Here is an 18853-nt window from a genome sequence, read left to right as displayed (position 1 = left end):
CCGGGCAGGCGACCGAGCCCGCCGACCCGCGTCCAGCCCCAGAACGCGCCTCCGCCGAGCCCGCCCACCCGCGCCCAACCGCAGGACGCGGTCCCGCCCAGCCCCCCGACGCGTAAACAGGCCGCGGCGTCCCCCAGTCCGCCCACCCGCGTCCAGCCCCAGGACGCACCCCCGCCCAGCCCCCCGACCCGCGCCCAACCCCAGGACGCACCCCCGCCCAGCCCCCCGACCCGCGCCCAACCCCAGGACGCAGCGCCGCCGGACGCCGAGCCGAGTCCGCGCACCCGGGTGCAGGGCGCGCCCGAGCCCGCCACCGTCCAGATCCCCGGCGCGCGCCGCAGCGATCCGCCGACGCGGCGCGAAGTCCCGTCGGCCCGGGCGGAGTTCCCGCCCGGCCTGCGGGACCGCTACGAGCCCTACGGCATCGCCGGCGTCGGCAGCGAGGGCGCTGTCTGGCATGTGCGGCGGCTGGCCGACGGCACCGACGCGGCCGTCAAGATCGCCCACCCGGGCCAGGTCATGGACATGGACACCCTCGATTACCTGGCGAGGCCCGAATTCCGGCGGCACGTACCGCGTATCCACGAGTTCGGCGACGTCGCGGTCGGCTCGGCCGTCTGCGGCTGGGTCGCCATGGAGTATCTGCCGACCACGTTCGAGGACCACCTGGGCCGGCGGCTGCGGGACGGCAGGCCGCGCGAGGACGAGCGGCGGGTCAAGGCGACGGTGCGCGAACTCACCGACCTGCTCGACTTCTGGCAGAGCCGTATCGACCGCAACCCGCTGGACCTGAAGCCCGCGAACATCCTCGTCCGGCCGGTCGACGCGAAGGGCGGCACCGCCGAGGAGGGCGGCGGGAGCGGCAGGGGCCGCGGCCACCACCAGTTCGTCGTCGCGGACTTCGGCGGCGTCGCCCGCTTCACCGCGAGCCAGAGCTACCACGACTTCCAGATCACCGTCCTCTACATGGCGCCGGAGCAGATCGCCCACCAGAACCTGCGGGCCACCCCGTGGTGGACCATCGGCCTGGTCCTCTACCAGGTGTTCACCGGCCGCCCGCTGTACGTGCTCGGCGACGACGCGCGGATCACCGACGAGGCCTGGACGCGGCGGCTGGTGATCAACCACGAGGTGGACCTGTCCACCGTCACCAACGAGCGGCAGAACCTGCTCCTGCAGGGCCTGCTCACCAAGGACCCCGACGACCGGTGGACCGCGCCCGAGGTCCGCCGCTGGCTCCGCGACGAGACACCGCCGGTCATCCGGCCCGCCGCACCGGCGGCCGGGCCCGCCGCGGCTCCGCACGCCAACCGGCCGATCACCTTCCGCGGCACCGCCCACCACGAGGCCGCGACCCTGGCGGCCGCGATGGCCCAGCACTCCCAGGAGGCCGCGGACTGGCTCGCCGGCGCCGACGGCCCGCGCCTGGCGGCCTGGCTGCGCGACGAGCTGGCCGACACCTCCTACGACAGCGGCCAGTTGCTCACCCTCAAGGGCGCCCCCGACACGGCGGTACGCGCCGCCGTGGCCGCGCTGTCCTTCGTCGCCGTCTTCGCGCCCACCGCGACCCCGCAGTACCGCGGGCGGCGGGTGGACGCCGAGGGCATCGTCCGCATCGCCCAGGGCCAGGGCGCGGTGGCCTTCATCGACGAGCTGCTCAAGGCCAACGTGCCGACCATCGCGGCCCGTTTCCGCTGCGCCCACCCGGAGTGCGGGCAGGGGCCCTGCGCGGTGCTGCTCGCGCTGGCCGACGAACTGCCGCGCACCATCGAGGACTTCCGGGCCAGGGCCCGCACCCTCGGGCGGCGCGGCGGCGGCGACGGCGGCGCGGACCAGCGCGAGACCGATGCCGCCTACGGGCTGTCCGCCGCGCTGGTCGTGCACCCCGGGCAGCGCGGCCGGGCGTATCTGCCGCTCGCCGGGCTGCCGGTGCCGCTCACCGCGCTGCTGGCGAAGGCGCCGCCCGGAGCGCTCGCCGCGCTGGCCCGGCTGGGCGCGCTGCGGCACCGGGCGGCGGCGCTGCTGCACCGCCGCTCGCCCGACGCCGCCTTCCTGCGCCGCTGGGCCGTCCTGCACCGCAGGGCCGCCACGGGTGACGTGCGGACGGTGGCGGGGCGCGGTGCGCTGGTCACCGCGGCTGTCCTGCTGCCCAGGGCGCTGCGGGCGGACGCGATCGGGCAGGACCACGAGAGCAGCTTCGCCGAGTGGTGGGGCGGCGCCCGGGTGCCGCTGGCGCAGCGGCTGGGCGCCGCGGGCACGCTGTTCCTACTGCTGTGGCTGCCGATCTGGTCCGGCGCGATGTTCAGGTTCGTCCACGACAACGGGCTCGGCAGGCACACCGTCGACCCCTCCGACGAGCTGACCGCACCGCTCGCACAGGCCGCCGACGTCGCCTCGGTGACCCAGGGCGGGCTGTGCGCGGTGGCGCTGGCCGGCGCGGTGGCCTTCGCGGCGGCCCCTACCCGGATCTCGGCGCGGATGCTGCTCGCCGCGGCAGCGCTCGCGGCCTACGTCGGCTACGCACGGCCCGACCTGCCGCCGCTCCACCCGCTGCACGCCCCCGGCTGGGCGACGGAACGGCTGCGCCATCTGCTGGGCGGCTGGGGCAGGTGGAACGGCGTGGTCGGGCTGATCGTGGTGCCGGTGGCCGTCGTGCTGCTCGTGCTGCTCACCCGCTGGCTGCTCGGCCAGGCCCGTACCGCCCAGGAGCAGCGGGCCGCGCTGCTGCGCGAGCGCGGCGAGCAGCGCCGCGCCCGCGCCGGGCTGCCGCGGCGCCCGTACGAGAGCCCGGCGCGCTGGCGGCCGGGCGCGCTCGGCGCCAGGGACCGGGCGCTCTTCGCCGCGGCCGCGCTGCTGACGCTGATCACCTTGCTGTGGGCGGCCGTCGAGGTGCGCGTCGCCTACACCGGGGAGCACCCGACGCCCGGCTCGTGGGGCACCGGGCAGCAAGGAGCCTCCTACCAGTCGCAGTTCGTGGTGGCCTGCGCGGTGCTCTGCGTGCTGGCCGCGCTGAACGTCCCCGCGACCGCCCGGCGGATCCTGCGGTGGGCGGTGCCCGGCGTGCTGGTCCTCGGCTTCTGGCCGCCGCCGGTGGAGCCGGCGAAGGCCGTGAGCGTGCCGGTGCTGTCCGGCCTCTTCGACGGCCTGGCCGGGCTGTGGGGACACGAGGCCTTCTGGGCCGCCCTGTTGCTGGCCCTCCCACTGAGCCTCTACGCGGCTGGTTTCGCCGTCCGCCGCACCCGGCGCGCCGGGCGATGACCGCGCCCGCGGTCGAACTCGGCCCGCCGGAACCGGCCCAGGACGCGGGCCCCGCCGAACTGCTCGACCACGCCGAGCGGTTGCTTGAGCTGCACGACGAGCAGGACCGCCCGGCGGAGGCCGGCGCCTTCTGGCGGCGCTGCCGCGACACCCTGCTGCGGGCCCGCGACCTGCTGGAGGGCAGGGCTGCGGCCGCCGATCCGGCCGAACTGGCCCGCGCCCGCTACCTGCTGGGCCTGGCCCTCTCGGTGGGCTACTGGCAGGCGGTGCGCGGCAACGCGGAGGCCTACGCGCTCCAGGACCTGGACGGCACCCGCCGCAGCGCGGCCTCGCTGCTCGCCCTGGCCCGCGCCACCCTGCCGGCGGACGGCCCGGCGTACGCCACCGCGTGCGTACGCCTCGGCCTGCTGCTGCACGGGCGGTACGAGGACACGCTGGACGCCGAGGCCGCCGGCGCCGCGGACGCGGCGCCGGGCCCGGATCCCGTCACCGGGTCGGGCGCGCGCGACGACCTGGACGAGGCGCTGGCCGCCTTCGACGACGGCCTGCCGCTGCTCGACGAGGACCCGCACCCCGGGCTGTTCACCGCCTACGGCTGCGCGCTCGCCGACCGCTACGACCTCGACCCGACCCCCGAGGGACTGCGGCACGCGGCGGCCGTCCTGGACTCGGTGCTCGAAGAGCTGCGCCCGGCCGGGTGGGAGCCCTCGCAGGACGGGGCGGGATCGTGGGCCGACGAGGCCGACGAGCTGGAGACCGAGACCAGGGTCAGGCTGATCCGGCTGCTCCAGGGCTCCCCCGAGGCCACGGACAAAGAACTGGCCTGCGAGCACCTGGAGTTGCTGGCCGCGACGCTGCCGGACGAGCACGAGGCCCGGATCTTCGCCGCCGGGCACCTGGTCGACGCCTACCGCGAGCGCGGCGAGGGGCGGGTACGCCCCGAGGACCGCCCGGCGTATCTGGCGCGGCTGCGCGACCTGCGCCGCCTGCTCGACCCGGCTAACGTCTACTTCGCCCGGGCGAACGCCCTGCTCGGCACGGCCCTCGCGGAACGGGTGGACCCGGCGCCCCCCGGCAGCGCGCCGACCGCGGAGAACGAGGAGGCGGCCGGGCTGCTGCGCGAAGCGCTCGACGGCCTCGCCGAGGACGACGACCTGCGCCCGGCCACCCACGCGGTCCTCGGCTGCCTGCTCAACGCGCTGCGCGAATTCCACCCGGCGCGCTACGACAACGACGAGGCGCTGCGCCATCTGGAGCGAGCAGCCGAACTCTTCCCCGCCGACGACCCGTTGCGCGGCGACCTGCTACAGCAGCTCGCGCACGCGACCCTCGTCCACCACGACGAGGTCGCCCCCGACCTGGCAGGCGTCGACCGGACGATCGCGCTGCTGAACGAGTCCGCGCGGCTGCCCTCCGGGGTCTCCGACGCGGGCACCCCCGCGCACGGGGCGTACGCGGCCGCCCTCAGCCAGCGGCACGCGCTGTCCAACTCCGCCGACGACCTGGAAGCGGCGATCCGCCATCTGACGGCGGCCTTCCGGCAGGCGGCTGCCGACGACGTCAACCGGCTGGTGTGCCTGCACAATCTGGCCGTCAACCTCTACCAGCGCTACCAGGCGGGCGGCGACCACCAGGACCTGGAGGCCGCCGCCCGCTACCTCAGGGAGGTCGGCGCGGTCGCCAGGGGCGCCGCCACCGTGCCGATGGAGGTGCACCTGATCGAGCTGGACCGGCTGCACATCGAACGGGCCCTGGTGCAGATGCAGTTCATGCTGGCGCTCACCGAGCGCTCGGATGCCGGCATGGCGGCGGCGGTCGAGTCGATGCGCCGGCTGCGCGAGTCGGTGCCCGAGGACGACCCGGAACGCCTCGGGGTGGACGCGGACTTCGGCCTGCTGCTGGTGGTGCGGTCCTTCTTCGGCGGCACCGGGCGGGACCGCTTCGACGGGCTGGTGCTGACCACACAGACCGCGCAGGCGCTGCCCGAGGACCACCCCGACCGGCCGGTGATGCTGCTGCGCGCGGCGGGCGCGATGATGGCGACCGCCTTCACCCCGTACAACAAGCGGGCCGTCGCCGCCGCCGAGCAGCTGCTGCAGGACGCGGCGGGCGTGGTGGCGCCGCAGAGCCAGGTCGGGCTGCGGGTCGACGCCGCCCTGGCGATCCTGTGCCACGTGCGCTTCCTGCACAGGCGCGCGCCCGCCGACGCCGACCGGGCGGTCGAGCTGGCCCGTTCCGTCCGCGAACGGCTGGCGGACCGGCCCCCGTCGCCGCTGAGCGCCCAGATCGCCGACGTCCTCGCCGAGTCGCTGCGGTCCCGCTCTGCGCCCGGCGACCACGCGGCCGCCCGGCGGGCCGGGATCGCCGGGCTGCGCGACGCCGGCACCGTCGTGCTGCTCCAGGCCGCCGCGGAACCCGCGCTCCAGGTGGCCCGCAGCGCCGCCGACCGGGCGCTGAAGATCGCCCGCTGGTGCCTGGCGGACGGCGATCTGCCAGGCGCCGTCGAGGCGTTGGAGCTCGGGCGCGGCCTGGTGCTGCACGCCTCCACCACCACCGCCGACGTGCCCGCGCTGCTGCGCGAGGCCGGCCGGGCGGATCTGGCCGAGGAATGGGAGGGCGGTACGCGCAGGGCACCGCTGATCTCCGACCCCGGCGCGCTGCTCGACGGCCCCGGATCGCTGCTCGGCGGCCTCGGCGACGGCGCGGAGCTGCCGCTGCCCGACGACCTGCGGCAGCGTACGCTGGCGGCGCTCGCCAAGTCCCGGGCCGGCACGGCCCTGATGACCCCCCTCGCCCCCGACGCCATCGCCGCCGCCCTGCGCGGAGCCGGGGCCGACGCGCTGGTCTACCTGCTCCCCCCGGGCGGCGACCGTCCCGGCTCGGCAGTGATCGTCACCCGCGACGCCGCCGTCGACACGGTGACCTTCGGCCTCCTGCGCCACGACTCCCTGACCTCCCTGCACGCCTACCGCGCGGCCCACCGCGCCCACCAGGAAGCCCTGGACGCCGCGACCTACCCGTCAGGCCCGGCCCCGGAGGCGGCGGCCACCGCCCGGGCGGGCCCGCCACCGCCTGCTCCCCAGGCGGCGGGCGGTGCGGCCCGGGCGGCAACCACGGCTCGGGCTGCCGCCGTTGAGCCGCAGGACAGCGGCGCGCCCGGCCGCGAGCCGGATCCGGAGAGTACGGAACCGGACCCGCACGGCTCGCCCGCTTCCACGGCGCCCGGCGTCACGCCCGGCACAGCAACCACGGCGCGGGCGACGGCCGTTCAGCCAGTGGACAGCAGTGATGCGCCCGACGACGAGCTCGATCCGGGGCGACCGGCGCCGCACCCGCCCGGCCCGCCCGCACTCACGGCGCCCGACGCCACGGCCGGTACCCCAACCACGGCGCACGGGACCGCCGCTGAGCCGGCGGACAGCGGCGGCGCGCCCGGCCGCGACCCCGATCCAGGGCGGCTGGCGGCCGCGCACGCGCGGTGGCGTGGCACGTTGGAGGAGGTGTGCGACTGGGCCGGGCCCGTCGTCATGGCGCCGCTGTCGCGCTCGCCGCTCGTGCGGGCGGCGGGGGACGAACCGCACCTGGTCATGGTGCCGTTCGGGGAGCTCGGCGGCATCCCGTGGCATGCCGCGCTGCTCAGCAGCGGGTTGCGGTACGGCGGGCGCCCGGTGCGGGCCGTCGAGCGGATGACGCTGTCGTACGCCGCCTCCGCCAGGCAGTTGCACGAGGTCTCGAACCGCCCCCGCCCGCCGCTTGACGCGGCGCCGGTGATCGTCGGGAACCCGGACGGCACGCTGCCGGGGGCCAGCACCGAGGCGCGGCACATCCACGCCGCCCTCTACAGCCCCGGCGGCCGGCTGCTCGGCTCGGTGCGGCGGGCCGTCGGACGGGGCGTGCCCGCCGAGGTGCTGGCCGCGCTGCCCGGGCGCGGGGGCGCCGGGGCCTCGCTGCTGCATCTGGCCTGCCACGCCCGCCCGTCGGGCAACTCCCCGCTGGACGCCTGCCTGTTGCTCGCGCGCCCGGCGGGCGGCAGCGGCCGGCTGCCGGTCCGCGACATCCTGCGCCAGGCACGCGGCCGCCCGCCGGGCGCCCCTGGCGGCCTGGTGGTCCTCGACGCGTGCGTCAGCGACCACGCCGCCGGCGACCTCGACGAGGCGCTGACGCTGTCGACGGCCTTCCTCGCCGCCGGCGCCACCGCGGTGGTCGGCTCGCGCTGGGAGGTCCCCGACGGCCTGACCGGCCTGATGATGTACGTCTTCCACGACCGCCTGCGCCGCGGCGCGACGCCCGTACGGGCCCTGCGCGAAGCCCAGTTGTGGCTGCTCGACCCGGAGCGGGAGCTCCCGGCCGGCATGCCGCGCGCCATCGCCGACATCCTGAACGACGGCGATCCGGCCGCACTCGATCTGTGGGCGGCGTTCTCCTGCCAGGGACACTGAGGTCGGACCGGCCGCGGGGCCGCGCGAAAGGGGAGGCGTGATGGACTCGGCCGTAACGGGCCTACTGGCGGCGGCGATCGGCGTGGGCGGCACGCTGGGCTCGGCGTGGCTGACCCAGCGCCGCGGCGACGCCGCCCGCCGCGAGGAGTGGGAGCGCCTCGAACGCACCCGCACCGCCGAACTCGCGGCCCAGCGGCGGCAGTCTGACGTGACCGACCGCCGCGCCGCCTACACCGTCTTCAACACCGCGGCCCGCCACTACCTGGCGGCCCTCAACGACCACGCCCACGTCCTGCTGCACCCCGGCGCCGAGGACCAGGACGCGGCGCTCGCCGCGGTCGACACGGCGCGGGCCGAATACCGCCGGCGTTACGCCGAGGCGCAGATGATCGTGCCCGACGCGGTGCTCGCCGAGGTCCGCGAGGTCAACACCGCGCTCGGGGCGATCTACGGCACCCTGGCCCGGCTCACCCGCGGCGTGCCCCGCGACGGCGACGAACTCCCCGCCGCGCAGGCCGGCATCCGGCGCGGCTGGCAGTTGCTGTCCCGGATGCGCGCGGCGATGCGCGCCGACCTGGACGTGACGGGGCCGTCCCACGGCCGGGACGCACCGCGGCCCCGCAGCTCGCCGTGAACCGCGGGGCCGCGCACCGGACCACGTCCGGCCGGAGCGGACTCAGACCAGGTCGTACCGGTCGAGGTTCATGACCTTGACCCACGCGGCGACGAAGTCGCTGACGAACTTCTCCTTGGCGTCGTCGCTCGCGTAGACCTCGGCGAGGGCGCGCAGCTCGGAGTTGGAGCCGAAGACCAGGTCGGCACGGGTGCCGGTCCAGGTCACCTCACCGGTGGCGGCGTCGCGGGCCTCGAAGGTGGTCGAGTCCTGCGAGGTCGGCTGCCACGTCGTGCCCAGGTCGAGCAGGTTGACGAAGAAGTCGTTGGTCAGCGCGCCGGGGGTGGCGGTGAGCACGCCGTGCGTGGACTGGGCGTGGTTGGCGCCGAGCACCCGCAGGCCGCCGACCAGCACGGTCATCTCGGGCGCGCTCAGGGTCAGCAGGTTCGCACGGTCGAGCAGCAGATACTCGGCCGGCAGCCGGGTGCCCTTGCCCACGTAGTTGCGGAAGCCGTCGGATGCGGGCTCCAGCGCGACGAAGGACTCGACGTCGGTCTGCTCCTGCGAGGCGTCGGTGCGGCCCGGGGTGAAGGGCACCTCGACCACGAAACCGCCGTCCTTGGCGGCCCGTTCGACGGCGGCGCCGCCGGCCAGCACGATCAGGTCGGCCAGCGAGACCTGCTTGCCGCCGGTCTGCGCGGCGTTGAAGGAGTCCTTGACGCCTTCCAGGGTGCGCAGCACCGCCGGCAGCTGGTCGGGTCCGTTGACCTCCCAGCCGCGCTGCGGCTCCAGGCGGATGCGCGCGCCGTTGGCGCCGCCGCGCTTGTCGCTGCCGCGGAAGGTCGAGGCCGACGCCCAGGCGGTGGAGACCAGCTGCGAGACGGTGAGGCCGGAGCCGAGGATCTGCTCCTTGAGGGCGGCGGCGTCCGCCGCGTCGATCAGCTCGTGCGTGACCGCGGGCAGCGGGTCCTGCCACACCAGCGTCTCGGTGGGCACCTCGGGGCCGAGGTAGCGGACGATCGGGCCCATGTCGCGGTGGGTCAGCTTGAACCACGCGCGGGCGAAGGCGTCGGCGAACTCCGCCGGGTTCTCCAGGAAGCGCCGGGAGATCTGCTCGTAGGCCGGGTCGACCCGCAGCGCGAGGTCGGTGGTCAGCATCGTCGGGGCGTGGGTCCTGGCCGCGTCGTACGCGTCAGGGACCGTGCCGGCGCCCGCGCCGTCCTTCGGCTTCCACTGGTGCGCGCCCGCCGGGGACTTGGACAGCTCCCACTCGTAGCCGAAGAGGATCTCGAAGAAGCTGTTGTCCCAGGCGATCGGGGTGTTGGTCCAGGCGCCCTCAAGGCCGCTGGTGATGGTGTCGGCGCCCTTGCCGGTGCCGAAGGTGTTCCGCCAGCCGAGGCCCTGCTGCTCGATCGAGGCGGCCTCGGGGTCGTCGCCGACGCTCTCGGCCGGGCCCGCGCCATGGGTCTTGCCGAAGGTGTGGCCGCCGGCGATCAGCGCGACGGTCTCCTCGTCGTTCATCGCCATCCGGCGGAAGGTCTCGCGGATGTCGCGCGCCGAGGCCAGCGGGTCGGGGTTGCCGTTGGGCCCCTCGGGGTTGACGTAGATCAGGCCCATCTGGACCGCGCCGAGCGGGCCTTCGAGCTCGCGGTCGCCGGTGTAGCGCTCGTCACCGAGCCAGGTGGTCTCCGGGCCCCAGTACACGTCCTCCTCGGGCTCCCAGCGGTCCTCGCGGCCGCCGGCGTAACCGAAGGTCTCGAAGCCCATCGACTCCAGCGCGACGTTGCCGGCCAGCACCAGCAGGTCGGCCCAGGACAGCGACTGGCCGTACTTCTTCTTCACCGGCCACAGCAGGCGGCGGGCCTTGTCGAGGTTGGCGTTGTCCGGCCAGCTGTTGAGCGGCGCGAAGCGCTGCTGCCCGGCCCCGGCGCCGCCGCGGCCGTCGCTGATCCGGTAGGTGCCGGCGCTGTGCCAGGCCATCCGGATGATGAACGGGCCGTAGTGGCCGTAGTCGGCGGGCCACCAGTCCTGCGAGGTGGTCAGCACCTCGGCGACGTCGCGCTTGACGGCCGGCAGGTCGAGGGTCTTGAACGCCTCGGCGTAGTCGAAGGCCTCGCCGAGCGGGTTGGCCACGGCCGGGTTCTTAGCGAGGATCTTCAGGTTGAGCCGCTCCGGCCACCACTCGCGGTTGCCGCCGCCCTGGGTCGGGTGCGGGGCGCGCGGCCCGTGGGCGACCGGGCAGCCCCCCGCGCTCTCCGACTTCGGGTCTGTGACGATTGCGTCGTGGTTCTCAGTCATGGAAATCCTTCCGGACCTGGCGGATCACGTGCTCAGGAGCTGCGGGGTGTGGGCAGCAGGGCACAGGACAGCGGGGGGCGTCACCCGCGGGCCGGTCGCCGTACGCGACTCGTCCTGGCCCTTGGCTACCGCCGGAACCGATCCTACGATGGACAGAGTCCAAGTCAAGAAGCGGGCCAATCGCGTACCTCATCGAAAGACGGACACCCGCTGGTAAAGTCCTGGCATCCCGCGAGGACGGCCGTGAAGACGATCATGTGACAGGTGAACGATATGAGTGACCTGCTGGAAAGACTGCGAGGGCGTGGCTGGCGGATGACCTCCCAGCGGCGTGTCGTCGCGCAGGTCCTCGACGGCGACCACGTCCACCTCACAGCGGACGAGGTGCACGCCCGCGCCGCCGTGCTGCTGCCGGAGATCTCCCGGGCCACCGTCTACAACACCCTGGGCGAACTGGTATCCCTCGGCGAGGTCATAGAGGTGGCCACCGACGGCCGCGCCCGGCGCTACGACCCCAACGCGCACCGGCCGCACCACCACCTGGTCTGCTCCGGCTGCGGCACCGTCCGCGACGTCCACCCCAGCCGCGACCCGCTGTCCGACCTGCCCGCGGGCGAGCGCTTCGGCTTCACCGTCGCCGCCGTCGAGGTCACCTACCGCGGGCTGTGCCCCGCCTGCGCGGCCGCCCGGCCGTAGCGCCTCTGGGCGTGTCACACCTCACACCTCGGTCATACCTCCCGGCGGGTCCTGCGCTGCCCGGATGCGGGGATCCCCGTCACATTCCGGCGGGCCGGCTTGTCGTACGGGTGCGTGCCATCCCATGACGACCAGCCCAGGAGTTGCCCATGACTTCGCAGATTCCCGCGACCCTCTTCGCCGACCCCGTGCCCGCGGAGCGCCTGGAGCGGACGGCGGCCGCGCTGACGGCGCACGGCTTCGCCGTGGAGATCCTCGACGACGCCGCCGCCGCGCGCGCCCGCGTGCGGGAGCTGATCCCCGAAGGCGCCAGCGTCTTCACCTCGGCCAGCGAGACCACCCGCCTGTCGGGCATCGACGAGGACATCAACACCGGCGGCCGCTACGAAGCGCTCAAGCCGAAGGTCCTGGCGATGGACCGGGTCACCCAGGGCGACGACATCCGGCGGCTGCTGGCCAGCCCCGACGTCGTCGTGGGCAGCGTGGCCGCGGTCACCGAGACCGGGTCCCTGGTGGTGGCCTCGGCCAGCGGCAGCCAGCTGCCGCCCTACTCCGGCGGCGCCGGGCGGGCGATCTGGATCATCGGGGCGCAGAAGGTGGTCCCGGACGTGGAGACCGCGCTGCGGCGTGTCGAGGAGTACGCCCTCCCGCTGGAGAACACCCGCGCGCAGGGGGCCTACGGCAAGCCCAGCGCCGTCAACCGGCTGCTGATCCTCAACGCCGAGCACATCCCGGGCCGCGGCACCGTGCTGCTGGTCCGCGAGGCCATCGGCTTCTGAGCGCGTGCCCGGTCCGGCCGCCCACGGCGGGCGGCCGGACCGGGGCAGTCACCGCCGCCGTCACCCGGTCCCGGCTTCCGCGCCCTCCTCGACGCTGATGGAACGCCAGACGTGCTCGGCCCAGGCGAGGTCGCCGCGGTCGTCGCAGATGCAGACGACCGCGAGGGCGGCGCCCGGGACGACGTCGAAACCGTAGAACTCGTGCTGCTCCCGGCCGCCGCCGGTCACCGCGGTCCACAGCGCGTGCCGGGTCCGCCCCGGCTGCCGTTCGGTGATCCGCCGGCCGGGCGGCACCTCGGGGGCGCCGCGCAGCAGCCCGGGGAGCAGGGTGTCCACCTCGGCGGTGGCGTCGGGGTGGGTCAGCGCGTTGACGATGACGGTGCGGCCGGGGCCGGTGAACCGCAGGCCGCCCTCGTCGGCGCTCTCGGCGAGTCCGGGGGTGCGCTCGATCGACCAGCGGTCGCCGGCCCGGGTGCGTACGGGCACGGGCAGCGCGTGGGCGAAACGGCTGAGCACGTAGTCGCGGTTCCAGGTCGTCGTCAGGATCCGGGACACCTCGGGCCGCCGCGAACCGGTGACGTAGGGGATGTCGTTCCTGTCGCGCACCCCGACGGTGACCGGCGCGCCCAGCAGGTCGTCCCCCCAGGGCCGGATGGCGTTGGCGATCGTCCCTTCGAGGGTCAGCTCGTCGTACTCCGGCGCCTCCCAGCACTCCTGCGCCACGCCCAGGTCGGCCTCGCTGACCCGCAGCCACGTGCCGAGGACCAGCTCGGTCCCCTCGGTGAGGGCGATCGGCAGCAGGCAGCGGATGAAGCAGCCGTCGTCGTCGGTCTCCAGCAGCGCCCGCAGGCCGCTGGGATACCTCCGCGCCGACTCCGCGCCGCCGACCACCCGGTCCGGCAGGTTGAAGCGGACGTCGATCCGCTTCTCGTCCGGCGTGGGAACTCCGCAGCATGCGCACGTCGGTACGGGGTGGGTGGCCATGCGGCGCAGCCTAGCCCGTGTCTGAAAGATCCCGCCTGGCCGGAGCACCGGCCGGCACCCGGTCGGGGCCGGCCGGCGCGAGGGCGGGCGCGGGGATTCGAAGAGCGCGCGTGCCGGCGGTCCCAACGCGCGCTCCATGACCGCCAGTCGGCCACGGCCGATCCGCGCGGCGGTCCGCGACGGCCGGCGCGGGTGCCGCCGGAATGAGCCGGACAGACCGTTGCGTGGACCAGTCAGACCAGGCTAAGGTCAGTGGCGTATCTGGTCCATGACGGAGGTGACTCTGTGCGGGTAGCACCGACTGTGTTCCGCGGCCCCGAAGCCCTGGGGCGCGTTCTTGCCGCTGAGATCGCGGACGAGATCGACGACGCGGCACGCAACGGGCGGCGGTATGTCCTGGGATGCCCCGGAGGGCGCAGCGCGCACAGCACGTACCGCGCCCTCGCCGACGAGGTGGCCGCGCGCGGCCTGGACCTCTCCCAGGTCGTGATCGTCATGATGGACGAGTACGTCGACCGCGACGGGCGCTCCGGCGCCTACCGGCGGATCGACCCCCAACTCCTGCACAGCTGCGTGCGGTTCGGCCGGCACGAGATCGTGCGGGGCCTGGACGCGGCGGCCGGTGCGGGGCGCGGGATCGCCGAAGGGCACTTCCTGGTGCCTGATCCCGCCGACCCGGCGGCCTACGACCGGCAGATCGAAGCCCTCGGCGGCATCGACCTGTTCCTGCTGGCCTCCGGCGCCGGCGACGGGCACATCGCCTTCAACCCCGCGGGCACGCCGCCCGACGCCGGCACGCACGTGGTGGCGCTGACCGAGCAGACCCGCAGGGACAACCTGGCGACCTTCCCGAGCCTGCGCGGCCTGGACGACGTCCCGCGGCACGGCGTGACCGTGGGCGTCAGCACCATCCGCGAGCACTCCAAGCGCGTGGTGATGGTCGCGCACGGCACCGACAAGGCGCGGGCGGTCAGCCGGCTCGCCGACGCCGAGCACTACGAACCCGACTGGCCGGCCACCATCTTCACCGACTGCGCCCAGCCGCGCCTCTACGTCGACGAGGCCGCCCTCGAAGCCGCCGCGGCGCTGTCCGCGTCGGCCTGACGCACGCACACCCCACCTCTCCGGACACCCGGGTATCCGGAACCCAACCAGATCCTGGAGGATCGATGGCCCGCGTCAAGATTGCTTACCTCGGTGGCGGCTCCTCACGCGCTCCCGGAACGATGGCCTCGTTCATGCACCACGGCAACGAGTTCGACGGCTCGGAGTTCGTGCTGATCGACCTCGACCCCGACCACCTCGAAGTGGTCAGGACGCTCACCGAGCAGCTGATCCGCACGTCCGGCCTGGACATCACCGTCACCGCCACCACCGACCAGCGCGAAGGCCTGCGGGACGTCGACGCGGTGCTCTCCAGCTTCCGTCCCGGCGGCTTCGGCGCCCGCGCCATCGACGAGCGCATCCCGCTGAAGTACGGCGTCATCGGCCAGGAGACGCAGGGCCCCGGCGGCATGATGATGGCGCTGCGCTCGGTCCAGGTGATCAAGGAGCTGTGCGCCAACCTCGCCGACGTGGCGCCCCGCGCACGGATCTTCAACTACACCAACCCGGTCAACATCGTCTCGCAGGCCGTCTCCGACTACACCGACATCCCGATCGCCTCCTTCTGCGAGGGCCCGATCGTCTTCCCGCCGGTGGTCGCCAAGGCCGCGGGCCTGGACCCCGCCAAGCTCAAGGCGAACCTGGTCGGCATCAACCACAACTGCTGGTCCAACGAGGCCACTTACGACGGCCAGGACGCCTTCCCGATCCTGCGCGAGCGCTACGAGGCGCTGAAGGGCAAGCCGACAGACGACGTCAACGGGCTGCGCGCGCTGCACCTGGCCGTCGCGATGGAGTCCATCCCGTCCGACTACTTCAACTACTACTACTTCCGCGACGAGATCCTGCGGGAGCACCAACTGGCGGCCAAGACCCGCTCCGAGATCATCATGGACTCGCTGCCCGACTACTGGGAGCACTACCGCGAGCAGGCGGTCGCCGACGCACCCCGGCTGGAGCAGGGCCGATCCCGCGGCGGCATCCACGAGCTTGAGCTCGCCATCGACGCGATCAGCGCGTACTACAACGACGCCGCGACCCGCCTGCCGTTCAACATCACCAACACCGGCGGCTGGCTGCCCGGTTTCGCCGACTCCACCGTGGTCGAGCTGTGGGGCACCGTCGACGGCAAGGGATTCCACCCCGAGTCGCAGAAGCCGCTGCCGCACTCGGTCGTGGGCATCACCCAGCAGCTCGCCGAGTACCAGATCCTCACCGCCAAGGCCGCGTGGGAGGGCACTGCCGCCGACGCCGTCCGCGCGCTGATGGCCAACCCGCTGGTGCCCTCGCTGAGCGTCGCGGAGGCGATGTACGCCGAGCTGGCCGCGGCCCAGTCCGCGTGGCTGCCGGAGCGGCTGCTCCCGTGACGGACCCGGCCACCGCGGGAGCGCTGTATCTCGGCGTCGACGCGGGCAACAGCAAGACCGCCGCACTGGTGTCCACCGCCTCGGGCGAGGTGGTGGGCGCCGGGCGCTCCGGCATCGGCGACATCTACGGCGCGCCCACCGCGGAGGCGGCGGTCGACGAGGTGATGTCGGCGATCGCCGGGGCGCTGGCCCAGGCGGGCGCCGGTCAGGCCGCGCCGGCCGGCGCGGCCTTCCGGCTGGCCGGTGTCGACTGGCCGGAGGACGCGGCCTACTGGGACGCGGCACTGAGCCGGCGGCAGCCCGCACTGGAGCGGCGCAGCATCCTCAACGACGGCTACGCGGCCATCCGTTGCGGGGCGCCCTCGGGCGTCGGCATCGCGCTGGCGGGCGGGACGGCCGCCGCGATCGCCGCCCGCGGGCCGAACGGCGAGCTGTGGGACATGGGGTGGTGGGGCCAGCACGCGATGGGCGCCATCGGCCTGGCCAACGAGGCGCTCAAGGCCGTCTTCCTCGCCGAGCTGGGCCTCGCCCCGCCGACCGCGCTGACCCGGGCGCTGCTCGACTACTTCGACAAGCCCTCCGCCGCGGAGCTCAACCACTGGCTGACCCGCCGCGAGGGGCGGGCCGGGCACCGGGACCGCACCCGTTGCGCCCGGGTCGTCACCGCGACGGCCCAGGGCGGCGACCAGGTGGCGGGCGACATCGTGCGCGCCCAGGGGCGCTACATGGCCTCCTACGCGGGCGTGGCCGCCCGCTTCACCGGACTGGCCGCGGCCGGCGCCCCGGTGGACGTGGTGCTGTCCGGCTCGGTGCTGATGGCGCCGGGATCGCCCGTCGCGGCGGCGCTGCTCGCGGAACTGCCGGCGCACGTACCGCACGCGGTGCCGCACCGCAGCGTCCTGCCGCCGGTGGCGGGGGCGCTGCTCGACGCGCTCGCCGAGAGCGGCGTGCGGGTGACCGAGGCCGTGGCGGCCCGGGTGGCGCGGACCATGCCGCCCGCGGACTTCCTGGCCACCTGAGCGGTCAGGCCGGCCGGCCCGCGCCGCGGTTCAGATGACGCGGAAGAGATCCGCCTGGAAGCGGTAGGCGTCGCTGCGGTAGGTCATCCGGCCGGTCAGCACGGTGGCGCCGTCCTCGGTGTAGGTGGTCTCCTCGCCGACCAGCACCGGCGCCCCCGGCTCAATCAACAGCAGCTCGGCGGTGGGCTCGTCGGCCGCCTCGGCCCGGACGGTGTACGAACTGCGGGCGATCCGCAGCCCGCACTCCTGCTCCAGGGACTCGTAGAGCGATCGGTCGGTGAGGTCCAGTGAGTCCAGTCCCGGGGCGAGGCCGAGGACGACGACACTGCTGTCCACGCACACCGGGACGTCGTCCAGGCTGCGCAGCCTGCGCAGGTCCAACACCCGCGCGGCCGGGGCGATACCGAGCTGCTCGGCCTCCTCGAAGGTGGCGGCGCGGCTCCGGTGCCTGAGGATCCTCGACCGCGCCCGCAGCCCGCGGGCGCGGGCCATCTCGGAGAAGCTCTGCAGGGTGCTCGGCGGTTCGCCGACCACCGCGTTGCGCACGAACCAGCCGCGCTGCGAGGAGCGTTCGAGTTTTCCCTCGTCGGCGAGCCGCCCGAGAGCCTGGCGGAGCGTCGAACGGCTCACGCCCAGACTCCCCGCCAGATCCCGCTCCCCCGGCAGCCGTCCACCCGCCGGGAACGCGCCCCGCCGCAAAGCCTCGCTCAGCCGGCGGTAGGTCTGGGTGACCGCCGCCCCCGCTCCGACGTCCTCGCCGATGGTTGTCATCCCCCAACGATAGCAAGGGGACCGGACCAGGAGAGCCAGATAGGTAAAAACAAACCAGCTCCCGGAGATCTGGACTAATTGGTCTGCCAGTCCTAGGCTCGCGGTACCCCCGCGGACACCAAACGTCCACCGACGACAGGAGACATCGTGGTCTCGCGCAGGACAACAGGGCGGATCGGCGCCACGCTGGTTCCGGTCGTGATGACGGCACTGCTCTCCGGCTGCATGCCGGGAACCAACGCAGGCGCCTCCGGGAACAGCACCAAGGCAGGGCCGGTCGCCACCGACCCCGCCTCCATGGGCAAGGTCAAACTGCAGGTGCTCGACTACTTCTCCGGCGGCACCGACAACGCCTGGATGAGCTCGGTGGTCTCGGCATTCGAGCACAAGTACCCCAATATCACCATCAACCGCACCTCACTGCCCTGGGGCGACGTGATGGCCGCCCTCCCGCTGAAGCTGAAGTCCGCCAACCCGCCGGACATCGTCCCGGCCAACAACGGCTGGCAGTCGCTCGGCACCCTGGTCCGCGGCGGGCTGGTGCTCAACCTGGACAACTACGCCAAGGCCTACGGATGGAAGACGTCCTTCCCGCAGGCGATCACCAGCGAGCACGAGTTCAGCCCGGACGGCACCGAGATGGGCATCGGCTCGATGTTCGGCGCCCCCGTCGCCCGCGCCTCGCTGATCGAGGTCTACTACAACCGCGACCTGCTCAAGCAGATAGGCGCCGGCATCCCGCACAGCTTCGCGGACTTCCAGGCCGACCTGGCCAAGGCCAAGGCGGCCGGGCTCACCGGGATATCGCTGGGCAACGTCGACCAGGGCGGGGTCACCCAGCCGCTCTTCTCGCTGATGAACGCCCTCGGCGACCAGCGCAAGATCTCCGACTTCGTCTACTCGCAGGGCCAGGTGAAGATCGCCGACACCGGCTTCCCGCAGGCGGTCTCCACCTTCAAGCAGTGGTCCGACAAGGGGTATCTGACCAAGGACTACGCCGGCGTCGCCTCCGCGGACGCCGCCCAGAACTTCGTCAACGGCCAGGGGCTCTTCCACTTCGACTACTCCGGGTCGCTGCCGCTCAAGGCCGGCCAGTCGAAGAACTTCGGCTCCTTCATCCTGCCGCGGTCCGACGGCGGCAAGCCGATCGCCACCGCCTCCTCGGCGACGAACTTCTCCATCTCCTCCAAGTCCAAGCACGCCGACGCCGCCGCGGCCTTCCTCAACTTCGCCGCCGGCGCGCAGGCCGCCCAGCTCGCGGTGCAGAACGGCACGATGCCGCTGCTGCACCCGGAGGTGAAGGCCCCCGCCGACGACCCGCTGTTCACCGACGACGTGGCCATCGCCCAGCAGGTCACCACCGACGGCACCTCGGTGCCCTACGTGGACTGGTCCACGCCGACGCTGCTGAACACCATCAACACCACCATGCAGGACATGCTCGCCGGCAAGACCACGCCCGCCGCGGTGGTCTCCGCGGCCGAGCAGAACGACGCCGCCTTCGTGAAGACGCTGGCGAGGTAAC

Annotated in this window: 12 protein-coding genes; 9 read left to right on the top strand and 3 right to left on the bottom strand. The window is 74.1% G+C overall.

All coding sequences use genetic code 11. From position 1 onward, the window contains the following. The first annotated feature begins 288 nt into the window (after window positions 1-288). The 3 genes from OG702_RS19785 to OG702_RS19775 are packed head-to-tail and all read left to right on the top strand — an operon-like array spanning window position 289 to window position 8331. Complete coding sequence (locus OG702_RS19785) at window positions 289-3258, top strand: protein kinase domain-containing protein (RefSeq protein ID WP_327290231.1); 2970 nt, start codon at window positions 289-291, stop codon at window positions 3256-3258. After that, window positions 3255-7697, top strand: coding sequence for a CHAT domain-containing protein (locus OG702_RS19780; RefSeq protein ID WP_327290230.1), 4443 nt, complete (start codon window positions 3255-3257; stop codon window positions 7695-7697). The genes OG702_RS19785 and OG702_RS19780 overlap by 4 nt, the downstream gene beginning before the upstream one ends. Window positions 7698-7737: 40 nt before the next feature. After that, on the top strand, window positions 7738-8331 hold the full coding sequence (locus tag OG702_RS19775; protein WP_327290229.1) for a hypothetical protein: 594 nt from the start codon (window positions 7738-7740) through the stop codon (window positions 8329-8331). A gap of 42 nt (window positions 8332-8373) precedes the next feature. On the opposite strand, the gene katG is transcribed toward OG702_RS19775, so the two are convergent. After that, window positions 8374-10608 (bottom strand): catalase/peroxidase HPI, encoded by a 2235-nt coding sequence (gene katG / locus OG702_RS19770; protein WP_327290228.1) that lies wholly within the window; start codon window positions 10606-10608, stop codon window positions 8374-8376. A gap of 273 nt (window positions 10609-10881) precedes the next feature. Between katG and OG702_RS19765 the strand changes: the two genes are divergently transcribed. Continuing rightward, window positions 10882-11304 carry a Fur family transcriptional regulator gene (locus OG702_RS19765; protein WP_327293294.1) on the top strand — a complete coding sequence of 141 codons (423 nt, stop codon included), beginning with the start codon at window positions 10882-10884 and terminating at the stop codon, window positions 11302-11304. 149 nt (window positions 11305-11453) lie between these two features. Next, on the top strand, window positions 11454-12083 hold the full coding sequence (locus tag OG702_RS19760) for an LUD domain-containing protein (RefSeq protein WP_327290227.1): 630 nt from the start codon (window positions 11454-11456) through the stop codon (window positions 12081-12083). A gap of 60 nt (window positions 12084-12143) precedes the next feature. On the opposite strand, the gene OG702_RS19755 is transcribed toward OG702_RS19760, so the two are convergent. Then, window positions 12144-13067, bottom strand: a complete 924-nt coding sequence (locus tag OG702_RS19755; protein ID WP_327290226.1) for a DUF2199 domain-containing protein — start codon at window positions 13065-13067, stop codon at window positions 12144-12146. A gap of 285 nt (window positions 13068-13352) precedes the next feature. Here OG702_RS19755 and OG702_RS19750 point away from each other — a divergent pair, with 285 nt between their 5' ends. The 3 genes from OG702_RS19750 to OG702_RS19740 all read left to right on the top strand — a co-directional run bounded on the left by OG702_RS19750 (window position 13353) and on the right by OG702_RS19740 (window position 16557). Next, the gene (locus tag OG702_RS19750; protein WP_327290225.1) at window positions 13353-14171 is read left to right on the top strand and encodes a 6-phosphogluconolactonase; all 819 of its coding nucleotides are present in this window, start codon (window positions 13353-13355) and stop codon (window positions 14169-14171) included. Window positions 14172-14236: 65 nt separating this feature from the next. Beyond that, the gene (locus OG702_RS19745) at window positions 14237-15538 is read left to right on the top strand and encodes a family 4 glycosyl hydrolase (RefSeq protein ID WP_327290224.1); all 1302 of its coding nucleotides are present in this window, start codon (window positions 14237-14239) and stop codon (window positions 15536-15538) included. Then, complete coding sequence (locus tag OG702_RS19740) at window positions 15535-16557, top strand: BadF/BadG/BcrA/BcrD ATPase family protein (RefSeq protein WP_327290223.1); 1023 nt, start codon at window positions 15535-15537, stop codon at window positions 16555-16557. Before OG702_RS19745 ends, OG702_RS19740 begins: the two co-directional genes overlap by 4 nt. A gap of 30 nt (window positions 16558-16587) precedes the next feature. On the opposite strand, the gene OG702_RS19735 is transcribed toward OG702_RS19740, so the two are convergent. Continuing rightward, window positions 16588-17328: a GntR family transcriptional regulator gene (locus tag OG702_RS19735; RefSeq protein WP_327290222.1), complete on the bottom strand. Its 741-nt coding sequence runs from the start codon at window positions 17326-17328 to the stop codon at window positions 16588-16590. Between the two features lie 147 nt (window positions 17329-17475). Here OG702_RS19735 and OG702_RS19730 point away from each other — a divergent pair, with 147 nt between their 5' ends. Then, on the top strand, window positions 17476-18852 hold the full coding sequence (locus OG702_RS19730) for an ABC transporter substrate-binding protein (protein ID WP_327290221.1): 1377 nt from the start codon (window positions 17476-17478) through the stop codon (window positions 18850-18852). The last annotated feature ends 1 nt before the right edge of the window (window position 18853 follow it).

The sequence above is a fragment of the Streptomyces sp. NBC_01198 genome (assembly GCF_036010485.1).
GTDB lineage: Bacteria > Actinomycetota > Actinomycetes > Streptomycetales > Streptomycetaceae > Actinacidiphila.
This window is presented reverse-complemented; position numbering and strand designations above follow the sequence as displayed.